At 47.7% G+C, this 25360-nt stretch carries 26 protein-coding genes; 20 read left to right on the forward strand and 6 right to left on the reverse strand.

What is annotated here, in order from left to right:
* Window positions 1–574 (forward strand): hypothetical protein (locus NC796_RS21585; protein WP_310687654.1); only part of this gene is annotated, 574 nt, incomplete at its 5' end.
* Window positions 575–1234: 660 nt separating this feature from the next.
* Here the strand turns inward: NC796_RS21585 and NC796_RS21590 are convergent.
* Entirely contained in the window at window positions 1235–2578 is a 1344-nt protein-coding gene (locus tag NC796_RS21590) for an aminopeptidase P family protein (protein ID WP_310687656.1), read from the reverse strand.
* Between the two features lie 602 nt (window positions 2579–3180).
* Window positions 3181–4161: a helix-turn-helix domain-containing protein gene (locus tag NC796_RS21595; protein WP_310687658.1), complete on the reverse strand. Its 981-nt coding sequence runs from the start codon at window positions 4159–4161 to the stop codon at window positions 3181–3183.
* 301 nt (window positions 4162–4462) lie between these two features.
* Between NC796_RS21595 and NC796_RS21600 the strand changes: the two genes are divergently transcribed.
* The 13 genes from NC796_RS21600 (at window position 4463) to NC796_RS21660 (ending at window position 12322) form a co-directional block, all read left to right on the forward strand.
* Complete coding sequence (locus NC796_RS21600; protein ID WP_310687659.1) at window positions 4463–4960, forward strand: SRPBCC domain-containing protein; 498 nt, start codon at window positions 4463–4465, stop codon at window positions 4958–4960.
* Window positions 4961–5063: 103 nt separating this feature from the next.
* Window positions 5064–5996: a VOC family protein gene (locus NC796_RS21605; protein ID WP_310687660.1), complete on the forward strand. Its 933-nt coding sequence runs from the start codon at window positions 5064–5066 to the stop codon at window positions 5994–5996.
* A gap of 21 nt (window positions 5997–6017) precedes the next feature.
* Entirely contained in the window at window positions 6018–6461 is a 444-nt protein-coding gene (locus NC796_RS21610) for an SRPBCC domain-containing protein (protein WP_310687662.1), read from the forward strand.
* A gap of 182 nt (window positions 6462–6643) precedes the next feature.
* A complete protein-coding gene (locus NC796_RS21615) occupies window positions 6644–7045 on the forward strand; it encodes a DoxX family protein (protein ID WP_310687663.1) in 402 nt (133 codons plus the stop codon).
* 61 nt (window positions 7046–7106) lie between these two features.
* Window positions 7107–7484 carry a DUF1801 domain-containing protein gene (locus NC796_RS21620; protein WP_310687665.1) on the forward strand — a complete coding sequence of 126 codons (378 nt, stop codon included), beginning with the start codon at window positions 7107–7109 and terminating at the stop codon, window positions 7482–7484.
* A 46-nt stretch (window positions 7485–7530) separates the two neighbouring features.
* Complete coding sequence (locus NC796_RS21625) at window positions 7531–7890, forward strand: DUF1801 domain-containing protein (protein ID WP_310687667.1); 360 nt, start codon at window positions 7531–7533, stop codon at window positions 7888–7890.
* Window positions 7891–8009: 119 nt separating this feature from the next.
* Window positions 8010–8411, forward strand: coding sequence for a VOC family protein (locus tag NC796_RS21630; protein ID WP_310687668.1), 402 nt, complete (start codon window positions 8010–8012; stop codon window positions 8409–8411).
* Between the two features lie 258 nt (window positions 8412–8669).
* Complete coding sequence (locus tag NC796_RS21635; RefSeq protein ID WP_310687670.1) at window positions 8670–9068, forward strand: VOC family protein; 399 nt, start codon at window positions 8670–8672, stop codon at window positions 9066–9068.
* Window positions 9069–9090: 22 nt separating this feature from the next.
* Window positions 9091–9654, forward strand: coding sequence for a dihydrofolate reductase family protein (locus NC796_RS21640; RefSeq protein WP_310687672.1), 564 nt, complete (start codon window positions 9091–9093; stop codon window positions 9652–9654).
* 204 nt (window positions 9655–9858) lie between these two features.
* A complete protein-coding gene (locus tag NC796_RS21645) occupies window positions 9859–10188 on the forward strand; it encodes an effector binding domain-containing protein (RefSeq protein WP_310687747.1) in 330 nt (109 codons plus the stop codon).
* A 39-nt stretch (window positions 10189–10227) separates the two neighbouring features.
* Complete coding sequence (locus NC796_RS21650) at window positions 10228–10575, forward strand: nuclear transport factor 2 family protein (RefSeq protein WP_310687673.1); 348 nt, start codon at window positions 10228–10230, stop codon at window positions 10573–10575.
* Window positions 10576–10858: 283 nt separating this feature from the next.
* Window positions 10859–11473: a dihydrofolate reductase family protein gene (locus tag NC796_RS21655; RefSeq protein WP_310687675.1), complete on the forward strand. Its 615-nt coding sequence runs from the start codon at window positions 10859–10861 to the stop codon at window positions 11471–11473.
* 78 nt (window positions 11474–11551) lie between these two features.
* Window positions 11552–12322, forward strand: coding sequence for a DUF899 domain-containing protein (locus NC796_RS21660; RefSeq protein WP_310687676.1), 771 nt, complete (start codon window positions 11552–11554; stop codon window positions 12320–12322).
* A 160-nt stretch (window positions 12323–12482) separates the two neighbouring features.
* Here NC796_RS21660 and NC796_RS21665 read toward each other — a convergent pair whose 3' ends face one another.
* The 3 genes from NC796_RS21665 to NC796_RS21675 all read right to left on the reverse strand — a co-directional run bounded on the left by NC796_RS21665 (window position 12483) and on the right by NC796_RS21675 (window position 18786).
* Window positions 12483–13967, reverse strand: coding sequence for a PLP-dependent aminotransferase family protein (locus NC796_RS21665; protein WP_310687678.1), 1485 nt, complete (start codon window positions 13965–13967; stop codon window positions 12483–12485).
* A gap of 1047 nt (window positions 13968–15014) precedes the next feature.
* Window positions 15015–17213: a 1,4-alpha-glucan branching protein GlgB gene (glgB, locus tag NC796_RS21670; protein WP_310687680.1), complete on the reverse strand. Its 2199-nt coding sequence runs from the start codon at window positions 17211–17213 to the stop codon at window positions 15015–15017.
* 781 nt (window positions 17214–17994) lie between these two features.
* A complete protein-coding gene (locus NC796_RS21675; protein ID WP_310687682.1) occupies window positions 17995–18786 on the reverse strand; it encodes a GntR family transcriptional regulator in 792 nt (263 codons plus the stop codon).
* A 344-nt stretch (window positions 18787–19130) separates the two neighbouring features.
* Between NC796_RS21675 and NC796_RS21680 the strand changes: the two genes are divergently transcribed.
* The 6 genes from NC796_RS21680 to NC796_RS21705 all read left to right on the forward strand — a co-directional run bounded on the left by NC796_RS21680 (window position 19131) and on the right by NC796_RS21705 (window position 24355).
* Window positions 19131–19520 carry a DUF302 domain-containing protein gene (locus tag NC796_RS21680; RefSeq protein WP_310687683.1) on the forward strand — a complete coding sequence of 130 codons (390 nt, stop codon included), beginning with the start codon at window positions 19131–19133 and terminating at the stop codon, window positions 19518–19520.
* A gap of 41 nt (window positions 19521–19561) precedes the next feature.
* Complete coding sequence (locus tag NC796_RS21685) at window positions 19562–20122, forward strand: YeeE/YedE thiosulfate transporter family protein (protein ID WP_310687685.1); 561 nt, start codon at window positions 19562–19564, stop codon at window positions 20120–20122.
* Window positions 20123–20149: 27 nt separating this feature from the next.
* Window positions 20150–20569: a DUF6691 family protein gene (locus tag NC796_RS21690; RefSeq protein WP_310687687.1), complete on the forward strand. Its 420-nt coding sequence runs from the start codon at window positions 20150–20152 to the stop codon at window positions 20567–20569.
* A gap of 40 nt (window positions 20570–20609) precedes the next feature.
* Complete coding sequence (locus NC796_RS21695) at window positions 20610–22025, forward strand: MBL fold metallo-hydrolase (protein ID WP_310687689.1); 1416 nt, start codon at window positions 20610–20612, stop codon at window positions 22023–22025.
* A gap of 58 nt (window positions 22026–22083) precedes the next feature.
* Entirely contained in the window at window positions 22084–22851 is a 768-nt protein-coding gene (locus NC796_RS21700; protein WP_310687690.1) for a sulfite exporter TauE/SafE family protein, read from the forward strand.
* A gap of 472 nt (window positions 22852–23323) precedes the next feature.
* Window positions 23324–24355: a sodium:calcium antiporter gene (locus NC796_RS21705; RefSeq protein ID WP_310687691.1), complete on the forward strand. Its 1032-nt coding sequence runs from the start codon at window positions 23324–23326 to the stop codon at window positions 24353–24355.
* A gap of 349 nt (window positions 24356–24704) precedes the next feature.
* Here the strand turns inward: NC796_RS21705 and NC796_RS21710 are convergent, their stop codons facing one another.
* Window positions 24705–25343: a response regulator transcription factor gene (locus NC796_RS21710; protein ID WP_310687693.1), complete on the reverse strand. Its 639-nt coding sequence runs from the start codon at window positions 25341–25343 to the stop codon at window positions 24705–24707.
* Window positions 25344–25360: the final 17 nt, after the last annotated feature.

Raw genomic sequence — 25360 nt, forward strand, 5'->3', positions numbered from 1 at the left:
AGCACACGCTGACGCTGGCGTCGATGCTGAGCTGTATGCCAAGGCTAAAGAGATGTCAAATCGCGTATTTGTAAAGCACAGCAGTGAAGTTTCTGCTGAAGCTGAATCTGAAGCGAGAACCACAGCTTCCCTGTTTACCTCTTACGCTATAGGTGCTGCTGTACAGGCACGCATGGAAGCGCAAGGTGCTGCGGAATCTAACATCCAGGCTGCTGCTGATGCTGCAGTAACACTCCGTAGCGATATCAAAGCGATGACAGGAGCTACCAAGGAAGATATTGACGCTGCCTTCGAAACATATAACGAAGCTGTCGTTAATGCTCTTTCCCAAGAGTTTTCCGCTAATGCTCAAACGATGACGGAAATTAATGCCCGAATTAATGAAGACAACGGGGCCAAAGCTGAACTTGAATCTTCACTTGAAGCTACGCTGAGTCTTCAGATATTTGTAGATGCATACACTACATTCTATTCTGAAGTCAAAACAATTGTGGATGAAAGCTTCACAACTGCCAACGATGCAGAGGCCGAATTTGTGGCGGACGTCATGGTTCTGGCTAACCTGGGCAACTAGGTATTCAGCTTCCAATTAGGAAACCCTAAGGATCCCGAGCCAACCGGTTCGGGATCCTTTTTTATTTCTTATATCCTTTCTCATTTTATTCTTAATTCAACTTGACGGGCTACTGGGGATGCAGTTATACAATTCTGCTCAATCGTCTTGCGATTACTACTCAAGATTCTTGAGCCTGCTGCTCAAAGTTCTTGAACCTACTGCTCAAGGTTCTTGTCATTACTGCTCAAGACTTTTGAGCTATGGGATGCGGTATTGGAACCACAATGAGGGGGGCGCGACGATCCCCATGTTCGTATTCTCGTTCACATAATCGGGTTATTACCGCGCGATTGCCGTCCAATGGTCGCTTGGGCTTGGTCATCATGGCCGGGAGTACAACTCCCTCCCTGCACAAGCAATGGGCACTTTTATATCGAACTAATCTTAATTTAACGTCAGTTCGAAATAAAATCTGTCATTGCGAGAGATTCAGCGACAATCGGAATTCGAAAATTTTCAGGAGGCAATCTCCCGATGGGTGAACAATAAAAGGATGGGGAGATCGCCGCTTTGACCTCATCGTTAAGCCCAAAAGGACAACAAAGTCTCCTCGCGATGACAGTTATTATTTTGAGTTAGTCTAATCTCGAACTCACCTTAATTTATTATGAACAACTTTTAAGCTGATGATCCGGCCATAATCGTTTCGATCTCTTCCCTTTCTTTCGGAACATTGGTGAGATTTTCGTGGCCCTCTTCCGTAACAATGATATTGTCCTCGATACGCACACCGCCAAAATCGAACAAATTTTCCAATTTGGATTTATTGAGGAATTGCGCCGTGTTTTCATCCTCAAAAGCCGGCTTCAGCAGGGCAGGAATGAAATAGATGCCCGGCTCTATCGTCAGCACCATACTGGGCTGAAGCGCACGCCGCGCCCGCAGGTACTTGATGCCCGGACGGTCGATCCGCTCTACCCCTTTGGGATAACCGCCAACATCGTGGGTGTCCAGTCCCAGGAAATGGCCCAACCCGTGGGGAAAAAACAGGGCAAAAATATCGTTCTCCATCAGGTCGTCAATGCTACCTTTTACGAGACCGGCGTCAACGAGTCCCTGCATCATAATTTCAGCGGACTTTATATGCAGGTCCTCCATGCTCACTTCCGGCTTGATATCTTTGATCACCTGCTTTTGTGCATCGAGAACCGCTTGGTAGACGGCCGCCTGGTCTTTGGTAAAACTCCCGTTGGCGGGATAGGTGCGAGTGAAGTCGGAGGCGTACCCCTGGTACTCAAAACCGGCGTCAATAAGAAAAAGATCCCCGTCCGAAATCTGCTTGTCATTTTCCACATAGTGCAAGATGGCGCAGTTGGAACCGGAGGCAAAAATGCCGTTATAGGCGTCCTGCATCAGCCCGTGCTGAAGGTGGTGGTAATCGAACACCGCTTTCATCTCGTACTCATATTTTCCGGGCTCCAAGGACCTCAGCACCTCGGTGTGAGCGATATTATTGATCCGCGCCGCTTCTCGCATCTGGTCGAGCTCCCACTCGGTTTTAAAAACACGGCAGTGGGTCAATGCCTCCTCCAGGGCGTCCAGGTCGATCGGTGTTTTCCGTTCAAACTCCTCGATATACTCGGCCTGCTCTTCATTCAGGCAGTAGATGCGATCCGGATCTATCTCCTTAAGCACCTTCGGCAGTTCGGCATCCCAGTGTAGGTGTTCCGGTTCATATTCATTTTGATATTGCTCCCTCGTCTTAACCCGTCCGTGCCAGACGGCGTAGTTGGCATCGCGCCTGGGAACAAACAGGTGATACTCGTGCGATCGGAGATCAAAGATGAGATGACAGTCAGGTTCGTTGACACCCGTTAGGTACCAGAAGTTGGACTCCTGGCGGAACGGAAATTCATAATCGGTATCATATCGGTAACTGAGATCCGCTCCTTTCATATAGATCAGGGCATCCTGACTTTCATCAAAAAGGGAGAGCAATTTTTCGCGGTGCAAATGTCTCATAAGATATCAACTGTGGTTGCGATGGATGTTGAAGTTACAGCTTAAATGGAAAAAGCAAAATGATTGGGTCAGGAAATGAGACCGCGTACTTCTACCGTCCTATGAAACTGGAAATGAGTGCTTTACCGATACTTATCGAGAGTGTTCTATAAACTTCAGGTTCGGTAAGCCAAATTCGGGCAGGGTAACCGACAAAATATTCATCAGGAAGTCTAAAAGAGGAATTGCTTCGCTGAACTCCTTGCGATGAGAGCTTATAACACCTGTACTGAAGGTTGCAGGAGCAGATTGAGTAGCATCAAAAGCAGGGTCAGTGAGCCAGTGTAATTATGAGGATGCACTTAGAACCGGGATTTACAGGATTAGAGGATGAACAGGATGTAATGTTTTGTATAAGAAGTGAACTTGAGAAGGAATCCCGAAAATCCTTTAATCCTGCCCATCCCGGTTCCAGGTGTAAAATGTGAAATCGGCTGATCCTACACACAAGATAATCGACCATCCACCAAAGCCTCCTCGCGATGACAGCTACTTTTTGTGAAATCTTGCGTCGAACTCAGGTTAAATAGCAATCTCTCACTCCCCATTAACTGGAAAAGTAATTATGCGATAGCTTCCTTATTATACTTATCGCGATATTCGTTGGGCGTCAGGCCGGTAACTCTTCGAAACAGGTTGCGAAATGATTTGCTGTCGGAATAGCCCACATCATACATCACCTCATTCACATTCTTCCGGGTCGTCTCCAGGTCTTTTTTGGCCGCTTCCACCTTCACGCGTTGCTTATACTCCGTAATGGTATTGTGGGTCGCTTTCTTAAACCGGCGCTCCAGCGTTCTTCGACTCAGGGCAAAACGTTCGGCCAGGTCATCAACCTGGAAATTGTCCTGGTAATGTTGCTCGATAAATCGCTGTGCCTGGATCACTTTTTCGTCGTTGTGATCTTTCTGTCCCTCAAAAATGATGAACTCCGACTGGCTGTCCCGGTCGATATTCAGGGAAAAAGCCTTTGATGCCAGGATCGCCACTTCGCGCCCGGCATATTTTTCGATGATATAGAGCAGCAGGTCCGTAAATGCGTAAGCGCCTCCACTGCTGTAAATGCCGTCCTCTTCCGTGATGATCTTCTCATCCACCAGGTTCACATCCGGAAACATTTTTTTGAAGTCCTGGGCATGCATCCAGTGGGTAGCACACTCTTTGCCGTTGAGTAGACCCGTTGAAGCCAGGAAAAACGCCGCCACACACAGGCTGGCCACCTCGGCCCCGCCCTTGTACTGCTCCACAATCCACGGGATGAACTCTTTGTTCTGTTCAATCCCTTTGTGCGGATCATCGTGGATCGCCGGGATGATAATAAGGTCAGTCTTTTCCACATCCCCAACCAGGCAGTCCGGGGTGGCGGTGAAAAGTCCCGTCGATTGTCGTACCTCCTTCTCCAATCCCACCAAGTGCACATCAAAAACGGGCGCTTTACCTCGCTCTTTACGAAATTCGTTGACCATATTTAAGATCTGGTGCGTCCCGGCAATGTTTACAAGGCTGGTGTGTCCACGCGGAATGAGTATAGATACATGTTTCATTGTCTACCTCTTTTGGGAGATTAAATTAATATTGATTCGAACTGCTAACTTCTGCTTAAGTTGTTCCTAAAAATTATCGAGTGGGCAATTTGGAAGAACTCTGGTTTTAATATTTACTCACAATCCCTCAAGTGGATCCCAAATCATGCTTACCCTCTTGACATAATTTTACATATCAAATTTGTCGCAATCAACCTGTAGTAATGGCGTAATCACACCGCGCAAGGTACCCAACCAGGTATTATAATTGTTTTAGAAAGTTGAATTGAACAGCAACATCAAAAAACGGGATGACTTCATTATGGGAAGCACTAAATCAGGAAAAACCAGAGCAACCGACGAGAAAGAGATCATTATAGAACGCATATTTAACGCCCCGCGGGAGCAGGTATGGCAGACCTGGACCGAAGCAAAACACGTGGAGCAGTGGTTCGGTCCCAGGGGATTTACCACCGAGGTGGCAGAGCTGGACCTGCGTCCGGGTGGAAAATCGCTGTATATTATGAAAGACAAGGAGGGCAACGAATATCCATCCGAAGGGGTATTCAAGGAGATCGTTGCGCAGAAAAAAATCGTGAGTACTGACGAATTCGGTGAGGACGAGGAGGGAAATTTACCCGACGACCTGCCAAGCGGCATGATTGTTACTACATCTTTTGATGATATTGGCAATGATACCAGGCTCACAATCCAAATTATGCACCAGTCTGTTGAAGACCGTAAAAAGCACGAAGAAATGGGAGTTGTAAACGGCTGGAACGAGACACTGGACAAGCTAGAGGAGTACCTGGAAAAGTAATGATGTGGCCGCCTTATCCATAGCGCGGGAATTAATTCCCCTCGCAAGTGATAGAGACAAAATATAGGTGTTTAATACGTTTTAATCTTATAGGGAGAATACCATGAAAAGAAAAGAGGGAAAGAGACCTAAAAAAATTACCTCGTGCCTGTGGTTCGATGACCAGGCCGAGGAGGCAGCAAACTTTTATGTATCACTGTTTGATGATTCAGAGATAGGAATGATCACGAACTATGTTGAAGCCGGGCAAGAAATTCACGGAAAAGAAGCCGGTTCGGTGATGACCGTTGACTTTGAACTGGCCGGCACCAAGTTTGTAGCCCTGAACGGAGGACCGCACTTCACCTTCACACCCGCCATCTCATTTTTCGTGGTCTGTGAGACAGAGACGGAAGTCGAACACCTTTGGGAGAAGCTTTCCGAAGGCGGCAAGCCGCTGATGAAACTGGGCGAATACGGGTGGAGTAAAAAGTATGGCTGGGTTGAGGATCGGTACGGGCTCTCCTGGCAGCTTTCCCTCGGCAAGCTGGAGGATGTAGGCCAAAAGATCACTCCTTCCCTGATGTTTGTGAGTGAAGAGGGCCAGGCGGAAGAGGCGATAAACCTGTACACTTCTCTTTTTGAGGATTCAGACATTACGGGCATTCTTCGCTATGGAGAAGGAGAAGAGCAACCGGAGGGATCTGTAAAACATGCCCAGTTTCGTTTGAACGGAGAAACATTCATGGCCATGGACAGCTCACCGAAGCATGCCGATTTCACATTTAACGAAGCCATTTCGCTGGTCATCGAGTGCGACTCTCAGGAAGAGGTAGATCACTTCTGGTCAACCCTCACCAAGGGGGGCGACCCCAAAGCGCAGCAGTGTGGATGGCTCAAAGACCGGTTTGGCGTTTCCTGGCAGGTGACGCCCTCCGAATTACATAAAATGCTGCTGGACCCCGATGCAGAAAAAGTGGCCAGGGTAACAGACGCTTTCATGCAGATGAAGAAGCTCGACCTCCGGCAGCTACGAGAAGTCTACACAACCAAATAATGATCAATAAGGAGGAAGGATATGCAGAAATTACATTTCTCAGTTAAAGTTAATGCGCCCAAAGAAAAAGTATGGGATACCATGCTCGGCGAAGAGTCCTACAAGCAATGGACCGATGTTTTTATGGAGAGATCGTATTACGAGGGCAGCTGGAGCCAGGGAAGCAAAATCCGTTTTCTTGCTCCCGATGAAGAGGGCAACATGCAGGGCATGGTGAGTCGGATCAAAGAAAACCGCGAGTATGAATATGTATCGATTGAGCACCTGGGCTTTATCCAGAATGGAGAAGAAGAAACTAGCGGCGATTGGGCCGGGGCCCTGGAAAACTACACGTTCCGGGAGAAAAACGGGCAAACCGAGGTGCTGGTGGATATGGACACGGAAGAGGAGTATGCCGAGATGTTCCAGGAGATGTGGCCAAAAGCCCTCGAAAAGCTCAAGAAACTTGCGGAAACTAAGTCATAACAAAAGGAACACATTCTGTGGTTGGAAGATCTCTCAGTCATCCCGCACTCTGATGCGAGACCTCGTAAGGGCAGTAGCGTTGATTAAGTCAATACGCCTACATCAACGGTTATTTCCAGATCCTGAACCAATTAGATGGTTTTAAGTAGTTCAAATGCACAACGAATCAAAGATTAAATATTATGACTGACACCATTTCAAAAAGCCGGCTCTGGACCGCCCGGGTTATGAGCGGCATCGTCATCCTGTTCATGCTGGCTGACAGTATTTTCAAATTCATCCAGCCGGAAGCCGTAGTGGAGGGAACAGTCGAGTTGGGTTATGCCCAGCATCATCTTGTGACCATCGGGGTGCTGGGACTGCTTTCAATCCTGCTGTACGCCTATCCACAGACCTCAGTGCTGGGTGCACTGTTGCTGACCGGGTATTTCGGTGGAGCTATCGCCACACACGTTCGGCTGGACAATCCGTTGTTCTCTCATATCCTGTTCCCGGTCTACCTGGCGATACTGGCATGGGGCGGCCTTTGGTTGAGGGATGAACGGTTACGCAATCTTATTCCACTGCGCACATGCAGGACGTAACTCGAAGCGCCGCTTCGATGAGATTAGTTCAAAATTAGCTCTGAAAAGATGAAGGGATAACATGGCAAAATCGAACCTCGAAACAATTGATGAATACATAAACACTTTTCCGGAGGACGTTCAGAAACAGTTGCGAGAAGTTCGTGAATGTATTGAAGCTGCTGCACCGCAGGCCCATGAGAAGATAAAATGGAGCCGACCGGCCTACTCCGATGATGAGAGGATTTTAGTCATGTTTGCTGCTTTTAAGCATCACATTGGGTTTTATGTTACGCCCAGTACTCTCCAGGCTTTTGAAGAGGATCTCTCAGGATTTAAAACCGGCAAAGGTTCCATTCAAATTCCGCTGGAGCAGGAACTTCCAACCGATTTGATTCGAAAGCTAACCCAATACCGCGTGTGGGAAAGCCGGGAGAAGGGAGTCAATTGGAAATCATAGTACCTAAGAGCTCGATAAATTTTAAAGGTAAACCGGGATAAAATTCATGCCAAAAACAGACTTTAAATCCATTGACGAATACATAGAAACATTTCCAAAGGAGGACCAGGAACGCTTGCAACAGATGCGGAAGACGATTCAAAAGGCAGCACCGGATACCGAAGAAGTAATCAGCTATCAAATGCCGACGTTCAGGCAAAACGGTATTTTGGTGCACTTTGCGGCACATAAGAATCATATCGGATTTTATCCCACTCCGACGGGAGTTAAGGCCTTCCAGGATGAACTGTCTGAGTATGAAACATCGAAGGGGGCTATCAAATTTCCGAACGAAAAGCCATTACCTTTAGGCCTGATTTCGAGAATTGTAGCGTTTAGAGTAGAAGAGAATTCAGCAAGTAACTAAAGGGGATATTATGCCCGTCCATAGCGCGAGAATTAATTCCCGTGCCAGTGATTGGCATCGACACCTTATAGTAGCTCAATAACACAATATTACTAACAGAAACATTAGGAGGAGTAACTATGAATCCAGTAATCCATTTTGAAATGCCTGCAGAAGACCGAGAGCGTATGGCAGAATTCTATAAGAAAACCTTTGGCTGGCAAGTAGAACTGTTGGGTCCAGAGATGAATGAATATTCGCTGGTCACGACCACCGAGAACGGTGAAAACGGGATGCCTAAAACACCCGGACAGATCAACGGCGGATTTTACAAGAGATCGAAAGATTTTCCCGTGCAGCATACTACTGTGGTGATTGCTGTGGAAGATATCAACGCTTCCATTGAGAAAGTTAAAGAGGCCGATGGCAAAGTGTTGGGAAAACCGGACGAGATTCCTGGTGTTGGAATGTTCGTCTATTTCGAAGACACCGAAGGCAATGTGGCGGGAATTTTGCAGCCTGTTCCAATGGATGAGGGTTAGACAATGTGTGTTCTGCCATGGGAGATATTCTTCCCCGTGTCATCTCGACTGTGTACGACTACCGGCGGAATGGAGCTTGCGGAATGAGAGATCTTTGTCTTTCAAGGCATAGCCCTATTCCGCAAAGATCTCTCCCTCACGGTCGAGATGACGCAAAACAAGAGTATATAAATGAATAGTGTATTGAATTCACGTCAAAATTCTAGAATCTGCTATAAGCTTATTCTATTTAATTAAGCAATAAATGAAAGGAAAATTATGACTAAAGAACTATGGATTAACCTGCCGGTAAAAGACGTAAAGAAATCCAAAGCATTTTTTAGCGAAATCGGCTTCTCATTTAATGAGGATCGAGAGACCGAGGAAATGGCCGCCATGATGGTAGGGGAGAAAGAGGTACCGGTGATGCTATTTCATGAAGACACCTTCAAAAACTTCATTCAGCACGAGGTTACGGATACCGAAAAATCCTCAGAAACAATAATCTCTTTTGATGCAGAAAGCCGGGAGGAAGTGGACCAGCTGGCGGAAAAAGTAAAAGCGGCCGGGGGCAACGTGTTCAGCGAACCCGCGGAGGTGCAGGGCTGGATGTACGGCTGTGCTTTTACCGACCTGGATGGCCATCGCTGGAATGTGCTGTATATGAATTCCAATTAAATTCCAGAAAGTCGGTTTGGATATGCGAAAAATAATCTACTCGCAAATGGTCTCCCTCGATGGATATGTCGAGGGACCAAACGGAGAGCTGGAGTGGTCGGTTCCCGGCGACGAGCTGCACAAACACTTCAACGACCAGTACCTGGCGGGAGAGATTGACACCAGCCTGTACGGCCGAAAGCTATATGAGAATATGGCTGGATACTGGCCCGAAGTGGAAGCTGATGACAGTGCGACCGCACTAGAGAGAGAATTCTCAAGCGCCTGGAAAAAGACCCCTAAAATTGTGTTCTCTACGACGCTTGACGAGGTCGAATGGAACTCCAGCCTACAGCGGAAAGTGGATCCACAAGAGATCAAAAAGCTAAAACAACAACCCGGGAACAACATGGATGTGGGCGGGGCCGATCTCGCTTCCACGTTTATAAAACTTGGGTTGGTAGATGAATACCGGTTATATGTTCATCCGGTGGTGCTGGGAGGTGGAAAACCGATGTTCCCGGCAAACGAAACGTTTAGACTGCAACCGATCGAAACGCGAAGATTCAGCTGTGGTGTGGCCATGCTACGTTATCAACGTGAATAAAGTAGATTGATGAGAAATAATTATGAGAAGCAATAAATCAACAAGTAACATTATAGAACCTATACGAATCGAAGAAAAAGCGGATCCAATGCTCATTGCGGGATTAAGCAGAGCATGCATATTTGGCGAAGACCGCATGAATGCGACTGCACAATGGCAGGAATTAGGTGCATGCGTGGATAAAATACCCGGGCAAAAGAGTACATTAGCTATGGACTCTGTTTTGACATCGACAACGGCATGGGCATTGAATATGTGTGCGGCGTGGAGGTCTCTGATGATATAGAGGCATCTGATTTGCCGGAAAATATTGAGCTGAAACAGCTCCCCTCATTTTCATACGCTGTATTTCAACATGAGGGCCATGTTTCCATTATTCGCCAGACCTGCGATGCTATCTTCCAGGAATGGGTCCCCCAATCGGGATATGAAAAGCCGCAGGATGCCGATTTCTTTTTTGAGCAATATGGAGAGGATTTTGATCCCCAAAAAGGAACCAGCGACATAGAAATATGGATTCCGATAGGGGCGTAGGTTACACAGAAAGATACATTTAACTTCATCAACACCACCATGACTAAAAAAGGAAAATTCCTCCAGAAAATGAATGAGGCCTTTGCCAAGAGTGATACCGAATATATTCTGCAAAACGTCACTGATGACATCAAGTGGACCGTCATCGGGGATCAGCAGATCCAGGGCAAAGATGAATTTGCCAGGGCCCTGAAGGAGATGGAGGCGGAAGAGCCGTTTGAAATAGACATTCACAACATCATCACCCATGGAGATTCGGCCGCGGTGGACGGCATCATGAAATCAGTAACTGGCAAAAGCTATTCCTTTTGTGATGTCTATAAATTTCGGGGATTTAAGAATCCGCTAATAAAGGAGATGACCTCGTATGTCATTGAAACATCTTAATCAGAAAACGCAAATACCGATGAGAATATGAACTGTGGAGAAAGTTGCCCCTGCTGAATCGCGCCCCATCACTTGCGCGGGAATTAATTCCCGCGCTATGGATAAGGCAAAAAATGCAATTGTATTTGTCGGATAAGCGGTTTCAGACCAATAATTAGGGTCTTCCAATCGGTAAACCCAGCGTTGGGAGACAGTTGCACGGTCGACCATAACCGAATAAGTCGGTAGTGCAACTACCTCCAAACGAGGTTGAAATAAAACCTGAAAAAGAGAACAGATTGTTATGAGCAACATAGTTTTTGAAGTCGGAATGTCACTTGATGGATTTATTGCCGGTCCCAATGGCGGACCTGATAACCCAATCGGCGACGGCGGTACAGACATTCACTTGTGGATGTATGAGCTGAAGAGTTGGCGAAAACGCCTGGGTATGGAAGGCGGAATTGAAAACCAGAATGATAAGATCATGCGACATTCATTTGAGAGAGCGGGGGCCTATATTATGGGTCGCCGGATGTTTGATGAAGGCGAACAGGGCTGGCCGGAAGAACCCCCGTTTCGCGCGCCGGTATATGTACTTACCAACCATCCGAGGGACCCGTGGGTCAGGAAAGGGGGCACTACGTTTACCTTTGTCACCGAAGGCATCGAATCGGCGCTTGAACAAGCCAAAGAAGCAGCCGGCGACAAGGACATCAAAATTGCCGGTGGGGCAGATACCATTCAGCAATTCCTGCAGGTGGGACTGATCGATGAGTTTACCATCCACCTGGCACCAATATTTATAGGTAGTGGCGTACGACTATTTGATGCTGCCGTTCTCAGGGAACTGGAGTTTGAAAAAGAGGAGGTCCTGGATTCACCGCTTGTCACACATCTCAGGTACAAAATAAAGTAGCATTCTACGTTATTTCTATCTAACCGATTTGCTCTCTTTGAATAGCAGGACAGTTAATATTAACTTGAGGATCATCCCATGAAGAAAGTTGTAACCAACCTACCCGAGATTACCACACGAGAGGAATGGCTGGAAGCCCGCAGAAAACTGCTGAAAAGGGAAAAGGAACTCACCCGTGCCCGCGATGCCCTGAATGCGGAGCGCCGCAAGCTGCCGATGGTGAAAATTGAAAAGGAATATACCTTTGGCGGCCCGGAGGGCAAGCTTAGCCTGCAAGACCTGTTTAAAGGGCGTCACCAGCTTATGATCTATCACTTTATGTTTGATCCCTCATGGGACCGGGGCTGCCCGAGCTGTTCCAACTGGGCAGACCAGGTTTCCAAGGGTCACCTGAATCACCTGCACGCCAGCGATACTACCCTGTGCCTGGTCTCACGGGCTCCTTTTCCCAAGCTTGAGGCATTTAAAAAAAGAATGGGCTGGAATATCCCGTGGTATTCCTCTTATGGAAGCGACTTTAATTACGATTATCACGCCACTACGGATGAGAAGGTGGCACCGGTGTTCTATAACTACCGGGACCAAGCAACGCTTGAACACCTCGGGCAACATTATCACGTGAAGGGAGAACAGCCAGGTTTAAGCTGCTTCTTGCGCCATGGTAATTCCGTCTTTCACACCTATTCCACCTATGGTCGTGGACTCGAACAGGTTGGCAGCTCCTATTACTTCCTGGACCTTACCCCGCTAGGCCGACAGGAGGAGTGGGAAGAGCCGGAAGGCCGTGCCAACGCATTTAAAGCGCAAGCTGGCAGCGACGATGTTCTGTACCCTGATGAATATGAATGAGGACCACCTAGTCCTTAGTAACTGGCTCAAATTTGTTACTTGGACTATAACACAAAGTTGCACAGAGAAGACACTGAGAACCACAAAGTTTAAGTGACTTTGAGGTACTTTATGCATGCTTCGCGTACCTCTGTGGTACCTTTAATTTAACCTTAAGGTACTACAAGCCTGGTAGGCAGGACGCCAAAATCTTAACTGCCTTTTCCTGCTCCTCTACATTTAAAGAAGCAAAGCCCAGGCGAGCTGAATTGTAATTATGCTCTTCCGTATTGAACAACTCTCCATCCCCCATAATGAGTCCCTTTTCGCTGGCATTAGCCGATAATTTCTTCAGATCACAATCCCTGAACGTTGTCCACACCGACATGCCACCTTCTGGTTTTGCAAACGTAACGTGACCCCCGAGGTGCGACTCCAGCAGCCCGCAAAAGTGATCCCAGCGCTTACGATAGGTTTTCACCGATTTTTTAATGTGGCGGGATATCGTGCCATCCCGATATAGCTCCGCAATCGCCAGTTCCCTCAGGCTGTCGCCCTGCCAGTCTATCGTTCGGCGGAGGTGGGATGCCGCCGCAATATAATTCTCTGCCCCAAGGGTAAACCCAATCCGAATCGATGGTGCCAGTGTCTTTGTCAATGTACCGATGTAGATGACACTCCCGTGCTGGTCAAGGCTGGCCATCGGCAACATCGGGCTGCTGGCATAGTGGAAATCATAGTCATAATCATCCTCGATAATGGCAAATCTATGCTCCTTCGCCAGGTCAAGCAGCTTGATCCGTCGTTTCGGGGTGAGCGTGACCGTAGTGGGAAAGTGGTGATGCGGCACCACATAAATCAGCTTGATATCCTTCTGTTGGCAGAGGCGCTCCACAGCATCCAGATCCATGCCCTGCTCATCCACCGGGACCCTGTTGATCACCGCCTTCCGCTGCTGAAACGTAAGCTGTGCCCCGAAGAAGCTCGGCTCCGTCATAATGATGTCATCCCCCGGCTGCAGCAAAAGACGGGCCGCAAGGTTGATACCCATCTGGGCACCGCGGGTAATCATAATATTTTCTGTTGACAGGGGGAGTCCACGCGTATCAGCCAGGTAATTCGCCAGCGTCTCGCGGAGTCGATCCGTACCCAGGGGACCGCCATAGCGCAGGTATTTTTTATAAACCGGTTTGCGAGAGATACTCCGCATGCTTTGCATCAACCGGTCCACCGGGGCCAGCCGGGTATCGGGGAAGCCGTCGTCGATCATCAGCTTACCGACGACCTGGAAATTCGATTGAGGAAACTGCACCACGCGGTCAGTGTTAACGGGAAAAGACGCCTCCCTGGGAAAGTGACTGATCTCTTTTTCCCGGGCAAACCGTTTCGGTGTAATATCGGGCAGATCTCTCTTTACAAAGGTCTCTTTTCGGGGGACCGTCTCAATCCATCCCTGGGCCTTTAGCTCATCAAACGCCGCCACCATCGTCATTCGGTTGATGCCCAGCAGGTCTGCCACCTTTCGCGTTCCGGGCAGCTTAAGCCCCTTCCGCAGTCGGCCCCTGCGAATATTCCGAACAAACGACTGTGCGACCTGCAGATATACGGCACGTTCCGAGTCGCGGTCAATCTCGATAAGATTTTTCAGGATCTCTAAATCTTGCATCAATTCTCTTGTGTTAACACTTTACTTCTAATTCAAGCCCGTTGGGAGACCGTTGCACGGTCGACCACAAGGCTTCCGGTCGGTAGTACAACTAACTCCCAACGAAATCTACCTAACGGGGATTGGTCTCACAAATCCGGGGATGCCACTACCACCTTGCCCATCCTCTTGCCCCTTGCTGGTTGGTCGGGTTACCCTTTACCACCCACGTTGCTAACCTTACGGCTCGAGCTTCCTGTCCTTATAGCTCCAGGGTGTATGATAGGGCTTATCATGGTGTGTGATATACCATATCATTCGCTGCGATAAGGCATATCATAATGGGTGATATCTGTATATCACACAGGCTGATAAGGCATATCATAATGCCTGACAGGTAATATCATACCGACCGACACTACTTATCATGGAATCTGATTGCTGGGATCAGACATCCTGAGCACCCTTTTCAGACAGCCGATAACTATAATGATAAGGGAACTGTACCGTAAGGGTGGAGCGGGGGTACAGTAGGAGTTACAGCATGGGACGTTACAGATATGCGATGCACCTGGCACGGGAGGGCATCCCGTTTAGCTCCCACAACTGGTTCAAGTTTGTATTGTAACTTGGACCAATAAGTAGCTGACTGCTTGTAAGGCACAAGTTGCAAACTTGCGCCAGATAGAGGAATAAACAAAAGGGCAGCAACCAACATCCGGTTTCATCCCGTTGTCGTCATTTCGATCCCGAAGGCTATCGGGAAGAAATCTTTCCCGGTAAGGTCTCTTTTCTAAAAATAGCATTCACTACTGATCCAAGGTTGCAACTTGGACCAAAAAAAAGCAGTTGACAGCATATACGACATAAGTTGTAAACTTGCGCCAGATAGGGGCCTTTTTGGGATAATTCTGACCTGTAAAGCGATTGCACTAAGCGCCCCAAAGAAGACACCAAGTTTCGCAAAGTGAAAAAACTTTGTGGTTTTTGTGCCTGTCTTGGGTACCTCGTAGTACGCTTTATTCATTTATAAAGAATTTACATTGAGAGGCTTTCCCAATTCATTCCCTATTTGGGCTTCAATATTAATCCAGCCAGTGGGGGTATGGTGATGGAGATGTGCGCCGGCCGGTGGTGCCATTTTTCTTTCTTGGCGGTTACCGTTCCAAGGTCTACATCGCTGCCCCCATAGCGGTCCCAGTCGCTGTTGAGCAGTATGTTGTATCGGCCGGTTTCCAGCACTCCCACCTTGTACTGGTGATGGACAGCCGGTGTAAAATTGAGTATAAAGATCAGGTGACTCTTAATGTCCCGGCCTTTTCGAATGAACGAGATAATGCTTTTATCCGCATCCTGCATGTCGATCCATTCAAAACCCTCGGTGCTCTCATCAACCTGGTGCAGTGCCGGCTGCTCGCAATAGATCTGATTCAGATCTTGAACCAGTGTTCTCATTTTCCGGTGGTTGTCGAAATCCAGAAGGTGCCAGTCAAGCGATTGCTCCTGGTCCCATTCATCCCACTGGGCAAATTCATTCCCCATAAACAGAAGTTTCTTGCCCGGATGACCAAACATATACGTATAGAGCAGGCGCAGGTTCGCAAATTTTTGCCAGTAATCGCCCGGCATCTTGTTGACCATGGATTTCTTTTGGTGGACGACCTCATCATGGGAAAGTGGGAGAATGAAATTCTCGGCAAAGGAGTACAACAGGGGGAATGTGAGCTCGTTTTGGTGATATTTGCGGTATACCGGGTCCTTTTGGATGTATTCCAGCGTATCATTCATCCACCCCATATTCCACTTGTAGTCGAATCCAAGTCCCATGTTATCGACCGAGTCCGTAACTCCGGGCCAGGCCGTTGACTCTTCTGCTGCCGTGATCACCCCGGGAAACGCGTCATGCACTATACTATTAAAATCGCGCAAGAACTCGATAGCCTCGATATTTTCCCTCCCGCCGTACTGGTTGGGGATCCACTGTCCCTCTTTCCTGGAGTAGTCCAGGTACAACATCGAAGCCACGGCATCCACCCGCATACCGTCAATGTGGTATTCTTCAAACCAATACATGGCGTTGGAAAGCAGGAAATTTCGAACTTCTATTCGCCCGTAGTTGAAGATGTTGGTTCCCCAGTCCTGGTGTTCGCCCTGGCGGGGATCTTCATGCTCATAGAGTGCTGTACCATCAAACCGCCTCAGTCCGTGGGCGTCTTTGGCAAAATGGGCGGGAACCCAGTCCATAATGACCCCGATATCATGTTGATGACATCGATCTACAAACTCCATAAACTCTTTTGGGGAACCGAAGCGGCTGGTCGGTGCATAAAATCCAGTGCCCTGGTATCCCCACGATGGATCATAGGGGTGCTCTGCAACCGGCATCAGTTCTATGTGGGTATATCCCATTTCATTCACATAGGGAATAAGTTCATCGCCCAGTTCGCGGTAGGAGAGGTATCGATGCCCCTCTTCCGGCTTTCGTTTCCATGAACCCAGGTGGACCTCATAAATGGATAGAGGGTAGTCGTAATCCTGGATCTTAGTGCGGCTTTCCATCCATTCCCGGTCCTCCCAACTGTATCCGCTTAAATCACATACTATCGATGCATTCCCGGGCGGCTGTTCAGCATAGAACGCGTAGGGGTCTGCCTTGGTTAGGACAGGTTCTTCCGTTTGGGGTTTGACCTCATACTTGTAGAGATCACCGGTCGTAACATGAGGAATAAAAAGCTCCCATAGTCCCTGGTCGTGGAGCTTGCGCATGGGATGTACGCGGCCATCCCAGTTGTTGAATGTGCCGACAACGCTCACTCTCTGCGCTGAAGGAGCGGGGACCACAAAATGGGTGCCAGCTACCCCGTTAACCTCCCGGGTGTGGCTTCCCATCCATTCGTACGCCTTGCGGTGGTTCCCCTCTCCCCAAAGTTGCAAGTCATAATCACTGATAAGCGGACCAAAAGCGTAAGGGTCATGCAGTTCATATTCCTCACCATGATAGGGTTGCACTTTAAATGTATATCCAAAAGGCTCCCTGCGATCTGTGAAGAGATATTCAAATAATCCCTGTTCGGAAATCCTCTTCATTTGTTTGCAGCCATCCTCATATTTTATCGACACTTGCTCCGCATGGGGAAGAAAAGCGCGTACCACCACCCCTTTTTGGCCGTCTGATACCGTGTTCATTCCCAAAACAGCACAAGGATCTCCATGATTTCCGTGGGAAAGTGCTTGGGTTTCCTGAAGATTCAATAAAGGTTCTTCCATATTTTCCCCTAAATTAGGTTACAGTCCTATTTACTGTAGGCGTACCTTACCCACATGTGAAAATAAGAACCACATCCCAAATTATATAACCCTTTAATTACGTCCTACTTACTTGCAGATTTTTCACGCGACTGTCTACTTCTTCTATACAATCGGCTACATTCCGCATTATAACTGTTTATAATATCCCGCAATTGGTTTTTGGCTTGTCTTGGAATCCTTCCCTTTTGTCCTTCCAATAGTTTCTTAGCTGCAACCATGAGAGTGTCGAGTTCATTTCGCTTGAGGGTTACCTTCCATTTCGAGGAATCGGCGTGTTGGAGTTGCATATTAGAACCTCCGCGCTCTATTATGTTAATATTTTTACTGCATCTAGAGGGTCCTTCCTAAGATGATTTTTGCGCTCTTATAACTTTTCAGTTCTCTGTAAATCTAAGTTATATATAAACTTACGATGATTCAACTCGAACTGTCTAATAGGCAGGTGAACTAACTATTTTTCTTGGCTTTAGAGACAGGAAGAATAACAGCTTTTATTACAGGTTCTTACTTACTCACAATAGTCATAACTCCGCCCGAATAAATAATGATAGCTTATTCCGAGTATACCGGTTTATCTAAGAAAAACTGAAAGCCGGGCAAGAAGGATTCCACAGCGCCAGTTAAAAAGAAGAACCTGGAATTTTAAGCAGGCATGTTAGAAACATGGGCCTCTAAAATATATAACCGAAACAGGTGTGTAATACTTTACTCAGTTCAATCTTTAGTCAATCCCAAAAAGTCACTCTTTATTAAATACTGGAGCAAACTCTTTAAGTGGCATGTTCCCGTCACTCGTCTTTGTGCCGGGTTTTCGTTCGGCCATCAGTTCATACACCATGCAGTCCGTCCGGTAATATCGCTTTTGGTAATAGATCGGTTTTTCTCCGACTGTAAGCGAAAGCCTGTCAATGAGCAACAAGGCATCTCCCTCATTTATGCCGAGATGGGTGGCCACGTAGTCGGTTGCATTTTCTGCTTCAATGCGATAGCAGCCCTTTTCAATGGGAATATCATAATCTTGCTCCAGGATGCCGTAAATGGTTTTCTTCGTAAGGTCATACCCCTCAATAAGCTGCCCGTAAAACATCGGCAGCCACGTGATATCAAAAGCGATCGGTTTACCATCTCCCATCCTGAGTCGGTCAAGCCGCAGCACCGTTTTGTCGGCATCAAGCTTGAGTAAAGAGGTAATGTACTCTGACACGTTGGTCGGTTCCATCCTGATTACGGTTGAGGAGGCCTCCATGCCCGCCCGTCTCATATCTTCAACAAAATCGGTGAGCTGAACCAGGGTTTGATGAGATCGATTATCCTTGACGAAACTGCCCAGCCCCTGGCATCGATAGATGAGATCCTCGTTCTGGAGTGTCTGAAGTGCCCGCCGCACCGTTACGCGACTCACTTCAAACTGCTCCTTAAATTCATTTTCAGAGGGCAACTTCTCATCGATCTTGTAATCACCAGATTCAATTTTATCACGTATCCAGTTGCTGATCTGCTCGTGGCGGGGAATACCTTCTTTTAACATCATCAAATAATATTAGTTGAATATCTGTCCTGAATATACAGCGGATCACCGATACTATCAATACCTGTAGTTACAAGTATGGGTTGTTTGACTGTTGGCCGATACTAACAACAAGTCTAAAAATTATTTTCGGTCGAAACCCAACAGGGTAAGCTCCTCATATATCCATATAGAGCGATAATAAAGACATAAATACACTTACAATCTGATTACCAGGTTATATCAATAAAATCTATAGACAGGATAAAGAATAAATTCACTACTTGTTAATACAAGTATTTACATATTGGATTTTCTCACTTATATTCTTATCGGATTAAAACAAAAACAACCAATGGAGTAATATTATGGAATACTTCTTTAGTACAACAAGCACTCGTCCTTTTGAGGAAACCATTGAACAAGTAACAGAGCAGCTGAAGAAAGAAGGGTTTGGCGTACTGACTGAAATAGATGTCAAAAGCACGCTAAAGAAAAAGCTGGATGTGGATTTCAAAAAATACCGCATCCTTGGAGCCTGTAATCCTGAGTTTGCTCATAAAGCGCTACAGACGGAGGATAAAATCGGTGTGATGCTACCGTGCAATGTGGTAGTGGAGGAGCACGAAGATGGAACAGTGGAGGTCTCGGCTGTAAACCCGATAGCATCGATGCAGGCCGTGCAAAACGGTAAGCTTGAATCGATAGCCACGGAAGTTCGAGATCGATTAAAACGTGTTATTAACCAGCTCGCATAAGCTATCACAATACCCTAACAACGATTAAACAGAAGAATAGAATGATTGAATTATTACAAGACCCCTGGCCTTGGTATGTGACCGGGCCACTTATCGGACTTATCGTTCCCATCCTATTAATAATGGGCGGCAAGCAGTTCGGTGTTTCGGCCAACCTGCGCCATACCTGTGCAGCATGCACACCAGGCAAAATCGAATTCTTCCAGTACGACTGGAAAAAAGCGGGAAGCTGGAACCTGGTGTTTGTCCTCGGGACCGTTGCGGGTGGATTCCTCGGTGGATGGCTACTCAGCAATCCTGAACCCGTAAATATTTCGCAGCAAACCGTAGCCGAACTGCAGGCGATGGGCATACGTGACTTCTCCGGGCTGATGCCGCAGGACCTGTTTAGCTGGCAGAACCTCACCACCCTGCCGGGCCTTACCGTGATGGTGCTGGGTGGGTTCCTGGTTGGATTTGGTGCCCGCTATGCCGGCGGGTGCACTTCGGGTCACGCCATCAGCGGGCTGGCCGACCTGCAATTTGCGTCACTGCTTGCAGTGCTTGGCTTCTTCCTCGGTGGACTGGCCATCACCTACCTGGTCTTTCCAATTTTGCTATAAACATGAATTTGAAACAACAATAACACAATGAAAAAGTATATCAAATATTTACTGGCAGGTACATTCTTTGGGTTTGTGCTAGTCAAAGCAGAAGTCGTTTCCTGGTTCCGTATCCAGGAGATGTTTCGCTTCGACGCATTTCACATGTACGGCATCATTGGCCTCGGTATTCTCGTGGCAATGATTTCCATACAGATAATCAAAAAGATGAACGTGAAGGATATTGAGGGGAACCCGGTCACTATCCCCCCAAAAGATCACAAACAGGTTACCCGCTACCTCGTGGGAGGAAGCCTGTTCGGGTTGGGCTGGGCTCTTACCGGGGCTTGCCCAGGCCCGCTCTTTACACTGACCGGTGCAGGGTATGGAATCATCCTGGTTCCCATAGCCAGCGCCATCCTGGGTACATGGACCTATGGAGTTTTGCGTCCAAAACTGCCTCACTGACCTTTAGAAGGTTATCTAAAAACACAAAAAGAGAAAAACTATGTATTTCAAACAAATTTTTGACAAGAAACTAGCACAGTATTCATACATCATCGGTTGCCAGGCAAATGGTGAAGCAATTGTGATTGACCCCTTGCGTGATATCGATCAGTATCACCAGCTGGCCGAGAATGAAGGGCTGGAGATCACTGCAGCAGCAGATACCCATATCCATGCCGACTACGTGTCGGGGCTTCGGGAATTTGCCGAGCAGGGAATCAAAGTCTACGGCTCTGATGAAGGAGGCCGGGACTGGAAATATGAGTGGCTGATTGACAGCGACTATAACTACGAACTGATCACCGGGGGAGACTCCTTTAGCATCGGAAACATCAGGTTCGATGCCGTACACACGCCGGGTCATACCCCTGAATCGGTCAGCTTTTTGGTAACAGACGGGGCCGCAACCGACCAGCCGATGGGTATCCTCTCCGGAGATTTTGTTTTCGTGGGAGATATCGGTCGCCCAGACCTGCTGGAGACCGCGGCAGGACAAAAAGGAGCCATGAAACCCGCAGCCAGAGAACTATATCAATCAGTTCAAAATTTTAAAGACCTGCCGAAATACCTCCAGGTATGGCCCGCCCATGGCTCAGGCAGTGCATGTGGAAAAGCTCTTGGTGCGGTTCCTGAGACGACAGTAGGTTATGAATTGCGGTTTAGTCCGGCTTTTAAAGCCTCTACGAGCGAAAATAAGTTTGTCGACTTTATCCTGGACGGCCAGCCGGAACCTCCGCTCTATTTTGGCCGCATGAAGAAGGTAAACAGAGAAGGGCCTGCAGTATTAAGGACACTCCCCAAACCCGACCACATAACAATTGATGAGATCAAGAAAAGCAGCGGCATCATCCTCGATACCCGCACCGGGGAGGAGTTTGCTGCCGGACATCTGTCTGGTTCGTTGCTGGCTACGTTTGATAGTAATTTCAACACGATTGCCGGGTCGTATGCCGAGGCCGACGAAGATCTCTACCTGGTCATTGAGGAGCAAAACCTGGAACAGGCAATTAGGGATCTGGTACGTGTGGGCCTCGATAATGTGAAAGGGTATATATCACCTGAAGAGCTAAAAAATTGGACCGGTGGTAAAGCCACGATCAAGTCTATTGATTTTGAGATAGTGGCAGATCAAGCAAAAGATCCCAACGTCCAGGTGCTGGATGTTAGAAAAGCAACCGAGTACGCCGAAGGCCACATTTCGGGTTCCCGGAACATCGCTCACACGCGACTTCCTGAACACTTGGGAGACCTTTCCAAAGAACAGGAGATACTCGTTCACTGTGGCACCGGTCAGCGGGCCTCATACGCCGCTGCACTATTGGCCCGAAACGGATTCACTGTTCAGTGGGTTGCCGATGAATTTGCCAACTGGAGTAAATACCAGGATAAAGTATCGGACTATGCGGTCACGCAATAATTCCAATTCAAGATGGCTGGGATCTGCCGGCCATCTTGTTAACTAAACAGGAGTATTTATGATTTTATCATGGATTGGCGCGTTGCTCGTGGGACTTTCCCTGGGCCTAATGGGCTCCGGTGGCTCTATCCTGACCGTACCGGTGCTCATCTATTTGGCAGGTGAACAGGAGAAGGTAGCCATTGCAGAATCGCTGGGTATCGTGGGAGCCATCAGTTTGGCCGGATTTGTGCCTTATGCATTGAAAAAGCAGGTGCACTGGAAGAGCGTAATCCTTTTTGGACTGCCGGGCATGGCCGGAACCTACGGTGGAGCGATCATTGCCGGTTATGTTTCCGGTACATTTCAGCTGATGCTGTTCGCCGCCGTCATGGTCATTGCAGCGGTCTTGATGTTCAGAGATAAAGCAAAAGTTAAAGAAACGAATGGAGATCATGAGCAACATGCGTGGTGGAAGATTACGATTGAAGGACTGGTCGTCGGTATCCTGACCGGGCTGGTCGGAGTGGGCGGCGGCTTTCTGATCGTTCCCGCTCTGGTGCTGCTTGGCGGATTACCCATGCACCTCGCTATCGGAACAAGCCTTATTATAATAGCAATGAAAAGCTTCAGCGGGTTCTTCAAATATATCGATGTGCTGGAGAATCTGGATCTCTCCATGAACTGGAGCCTGGTACTGGTATTCAGCCTGATAGGTGCTGTTGGGAGTTTAGTGGGCAAAAGGATCGGTTCCAACCTCACAAACGAAAGCCTGAAACAGGGTTTCGCCGTATTTCTCGTAGGCATGGGGGGCTATATCATTTACATGAACGCATTTACCGGTTGAATTTAGAGCTATGATACGGTATCTGCGCGATCTGCGTAATCAGCGGGAGAACGACAGGGCCCGCAGATGACGCGGATTCCGCAGATTGTCTGGTACATCCATCGTTATGGGTCGCCCGTAAAGATGCCTAACCGGGAAAAGCGTTACATGAATATCCAGATAAAACGCGTTGAGGGATTGAGTAATCAAGATATACTCTACAATAGAACTACTCAGTCATCCCCCCCCCATGCAAAGATCTCGCATGGATATATGCGTTGATTCTATTTCGATTCAATATCACAGTTGTAATGTTTACGAGATGCTGAAACAAGTTCAGCACATGGTTCAGGTTGACTGAGAAGCTTTACTATCCCTCCACGCGTTGGATTAATAAATTAATAGATCACTTGGTCGGTCGGGCCTTTACCGGCATCTATAAACTTCATTTATTGATACCGGGTTTTTAAACTAACAGCTGATCTGCCACATTATGATTCTTTCACTTCTGCTTTGGTCATTTGTAGCCGTCCTTGCAACGGGTATTCTCTGGAAAGGGAGCGACTGGCTGGAACAAGCCAGTGAAGGTCTCTCAACTTACTATGAGCTTCCCGATATTGTGCAGGGAGCGCTGGTGGTTGCCGTTGGATCGAGCTTCCCGGAACTGGCCACGGTGGTGATCTCCACCATACTGCACGGGGAGTTCGAGCTCGGGGTGGCTGCCATCGTGGGATCGGCTATTTTCAATATCCTGATCATTCCTGCTGCAGCTGGACTGGTGGCCAAAAACCCGCTGCAATCCAACCGCGACCTGGTCTATAAAGAAGCGCAGTTCTATATCATTTCGGTAGCAGTGCTGATCATTACTTTTTCGTTTGCAGCTATCTTTAACCCCGTTTCAGCAGAGCTTGGTACAATTCTGGGAGAAATGGATCGTACACTGGCACTGCTTCCTATCGCTTTGTACTGCTTTTATATATTTATTCAGTACCAGGACACCATGGACTTTGAACCCGAAATGGAGATCCAGGAAATAAATCCTTTAAAACAGTGGGGTATGCTAGGCTTAAGCCTGGTGGTGATCCTGATCGGGGTAGAGTTGCTGGTGAGGGCGGCCATTGAGTTCGGAGATCTGCTGGGCACCCCCTCGTTTCTGTGGGGTATTTCGGTAGTTGCGGCCGGCACCAGCGTCCCGGATGCATTTGTCAGCGTGAAAAAAGCCAGGAAAGGAGAGGCGGTCACCTCGCTGGCGAATGTACTGGGCAGCAATATTTTTGACCTGTTGATCTGTATACCGGTGGGCGTACTCATTGCCGGTACTGCAGTAATCAACTTTTCGGTGGCCGCCCCGCTGATGGGAGCGCTGACGCTGGCCACCCTGCTGCTGTTCAGTTTTATGCGTACCCATATGATCCTGGGTCGCCGGGAGTCGGTTGCACTTATTATGCTTTACATACTGTTTCTTATTTGGATGGGTCTTGAGAATTTCGGTGTTATCGATTCGATCCCGTCATTGCCAGGCTAAGCTTGTAATCCAGGATAAAAAAGACCCCAAACTGCCAAATTTGGGGTCTTGATCTACTTGCTCTCGTTCTCGCTCTCACACAAGAATCATTACTCAAAATTTTTATATGCACTGCAGGATAAAAGCATTTTCAGTTCCTGCAGGCCACTACTTGTTCAATCTTTTTCCTTTCATGAAGTTCATTTAGAACATAGGTAGCGTACTGTTCGCACGGTATAATAGCCAATGTGAACTTTTTGTAATCTCGCTACAGCCGGGGTGTAATAAATTGTCTGACAAGGGTATCAAAATTTACTACAAGCGATGAGGCTGGGATAAGAGGCGGTTTCACGAGCAGAAACGTTGTCCGCTAGTCAATCAGGCTGTGTTTCAGTGCGTAACGCGTAATCTCCACGTTTGACTTAAGCTTCATTTTGTCCTTGATCCTGGACCGGTAGGTGTGCACCGTTTGTTTGCTAATTGATAGCTCTTCTGCAATTTCGTTCACTTTTTTCCCAGATCCAATCATGCACATAATCTGGTATTCCCGGTCAGAAAGTTCCTCATGCAGGGGTTTGTTGCTGTTCACATCCACACGGTCTGCCAGCTGTTCAGCCACCGCGGGACTGATAAACCGCTTTTTCTCTACTACAATTTTTCGGATCGCACTAACCATTTGTTCAGAAATACTGCTTTTGGTGAGATACCCCGAGGCCCCGGCTTTTAGTGAACGGATGGCAAAACGGTCTTCGGGGTGCATACTTAGGATGAGGACCGGCAGCCCGGGATGGTATTCTTTAATATCCTTGAGTACATCCAGGCCGCTTTTGCCCGGCATTGCGATATCCAGGATTACAATATCGGGGTCCTTTTCCCGCAGAAGTTCCAGCAGTTCACCCGCATCCGAAGCTTCCCCAATGACCTTGATGTCGATTGTTGTCTGGTCTACCACTTTTTTAAGTCCTTCCCTTACCAGTGGATGATCATCCGCAATAACTACATTAATCATGGTGCTAGCCTAAAGAG

The organism is Aliifodinibius sp. S!AR15-10, from assembly GCF_031569985.1.
Taxonomy (GTDB): domain Bacteria; phylum Bacteroidota; class Rhodothermia; order Balneolales; family Balneolaceae; genus JAMQKA01.

Bases quoted from the DNA above. Each gene is read 5' to 3' on its own strand.
- NC796_RS21605 (WP_310687660.1), top strand. From the start codon at position 5,064: ATGAAAAGAAAAGAGGGAAAGAGACCTAAAAAAATTACCTCGTGCCTG.
- NC796_RS21630 (WP_310687668.1), top strand. From the start codon at position 8,010: ATGAATCCAGTAATCCATTTTGAAATGCCTGCAGAAGACCGAGAGCGT.
- NC796_RS21640 (WP_310687672.1), top strand. From the start codon at position 9,091: ATGCGAAAAATAATCTACTCGCAAATGGTCTCCCTCGATGGATATGTC.
- NC796_RS21685 (WP_310687685.1), top strand. From the start codon at position 19,562: ATGATTGAATTATTACAAGACCCCTGGCCTTGGTATGTGACCGGGCCA.
- NC796_RS21595 (WP_310687658.1), bottom strand. From the start codon at position 4,161: ATGAAACATGTATCTATACTCATTCCGCGTGGACACACCAGCCTTGTA.
- NC796_RS21660 (WP_310687676.1), top strand. From the start codon at position 11,552: ATGAAGAAAGTTGTAACCAACCTACCCGAGATTACCACACGAGAGGAA.
- NC796_RS21635 (WP_310687670.1), top strand. From the start codon at position 8,670: ATGACTAAAGAACTATGGATTAACCTGCCGGTAAAAGACGTAAAGAAA.
- NC796_RS21590 (WP_310687656.1), bottom strand. From the start codon at position 2,578: ATGAGACATTTGCACCGCGAAAAATTGCTCTCCCTTTTTGATGAAAGT.
- NC796_RS21695 (WP_310687689.1), top strand. From the start codon at position 20,610: ATGTATTTCAAACAAATTTTTGACAAGAAACTAGCACAGTATTCATAC.
- NC796_RS21705 (WP_310687691.1), top strand. From the start codon at position 23,324: ATGATTCTTTCACTTCTGCTTTGGTCATTTGTAGCCGTCCTTGCAACG.
- NC796_RS21655 (WP_310687675.1), top strand. From the start codon at position 10,859: ATGAGCAACATAGTTTTTGAAGTCGGAATGTCACTTGATGGATTTATT.
- NC796_RS21665 (WP_310687678.1), bottom strand. From the start codon at position 13,967: ATGCAAGATTTAGAGATCCTGAAAAATCTTATCGAGATTGACCGCGAC.
- NC796_RS21690 (WP_310687687.1), top strand. From the start codon at position 20,150: ATGAAAAAGTATATCAAATATTTACTGGCAGGTACATTCTTTGGGTTT.
- NC796_RS21675 (WP_310687682.1), bottom strand. From the start codon at position 18,786: ATGATGTTAAAAGAAGGTATTCCCCGCCACGAGCAGATCAGCAACTGG.
- NC796_RS21600 (WP_310687659.1), top strand. From the start codon at position 4,463: ATGGGAAGCACTAAATCAGGAAAAACCAGAGCAACCGACGAGAAAGAG.
- NC796_RS21620 (WP_310687665.1), top strand. From the start codon at position 7,107: ATGGCAAAATCGAACCTCGAAACAATTGATGAATACATAAACACTTTT.
- NC796_RS21710 (WP_310687693.1), bottom strand. From the start codon at position 25,343: ATGATTAATGTAGTTATTGCGGATGATCATCCACTGGTAAGGGAAGGA.
- NC796_RS21625 (WP_310687667.1), top strand. From the start codon at position 7,531: ATGCCAAAAACAGACTTTAAATCCATTGACGAATACATAGAAACATTT.
- NC796_RS21680 (WP_310687683.1), top strand. From the start codon at position 19,131: ATGGAATACTTCTTTAGTACAACAAGCACTCGTCCTTTTGAGGAAACC.
- NC796_RS21650 (WP_310687673.1), top strand. From the start codon at position 10,228: ATGACTAAAAAAGGAAAATTCCTCCAGAAAATGAATGAGGCCTTTGCC.
- NC796_RS21615 (WP_310687663.1), top strand. From the start codon at position 6,644: ATGACTGACACCATTTCAAAAAGCCGGCTCTGGACCGCCCGGGTTATG.
- glgB (WP_310687680.1), bottom strand. From the start codon at position 17,213: ATGGAAGAACCTTTATTGAATCTTCAGGAAACCCAAGCACTTTCCCAC.
- NC796_RS21610 (WP_310687662.1), top strand. From the start codon at position 6,018: ATGCAGAAATTACATTTCTCAGTTAAAGTTAATGCGCCCAAAGAAAAA.
- NC796_RS21700 (WP_310687690.1), top strand. From the start codon at position 22,084: ATGATTTTATCATGGATTGGCGCGTTGCTCGTGGGACTTTCCCTGGGC.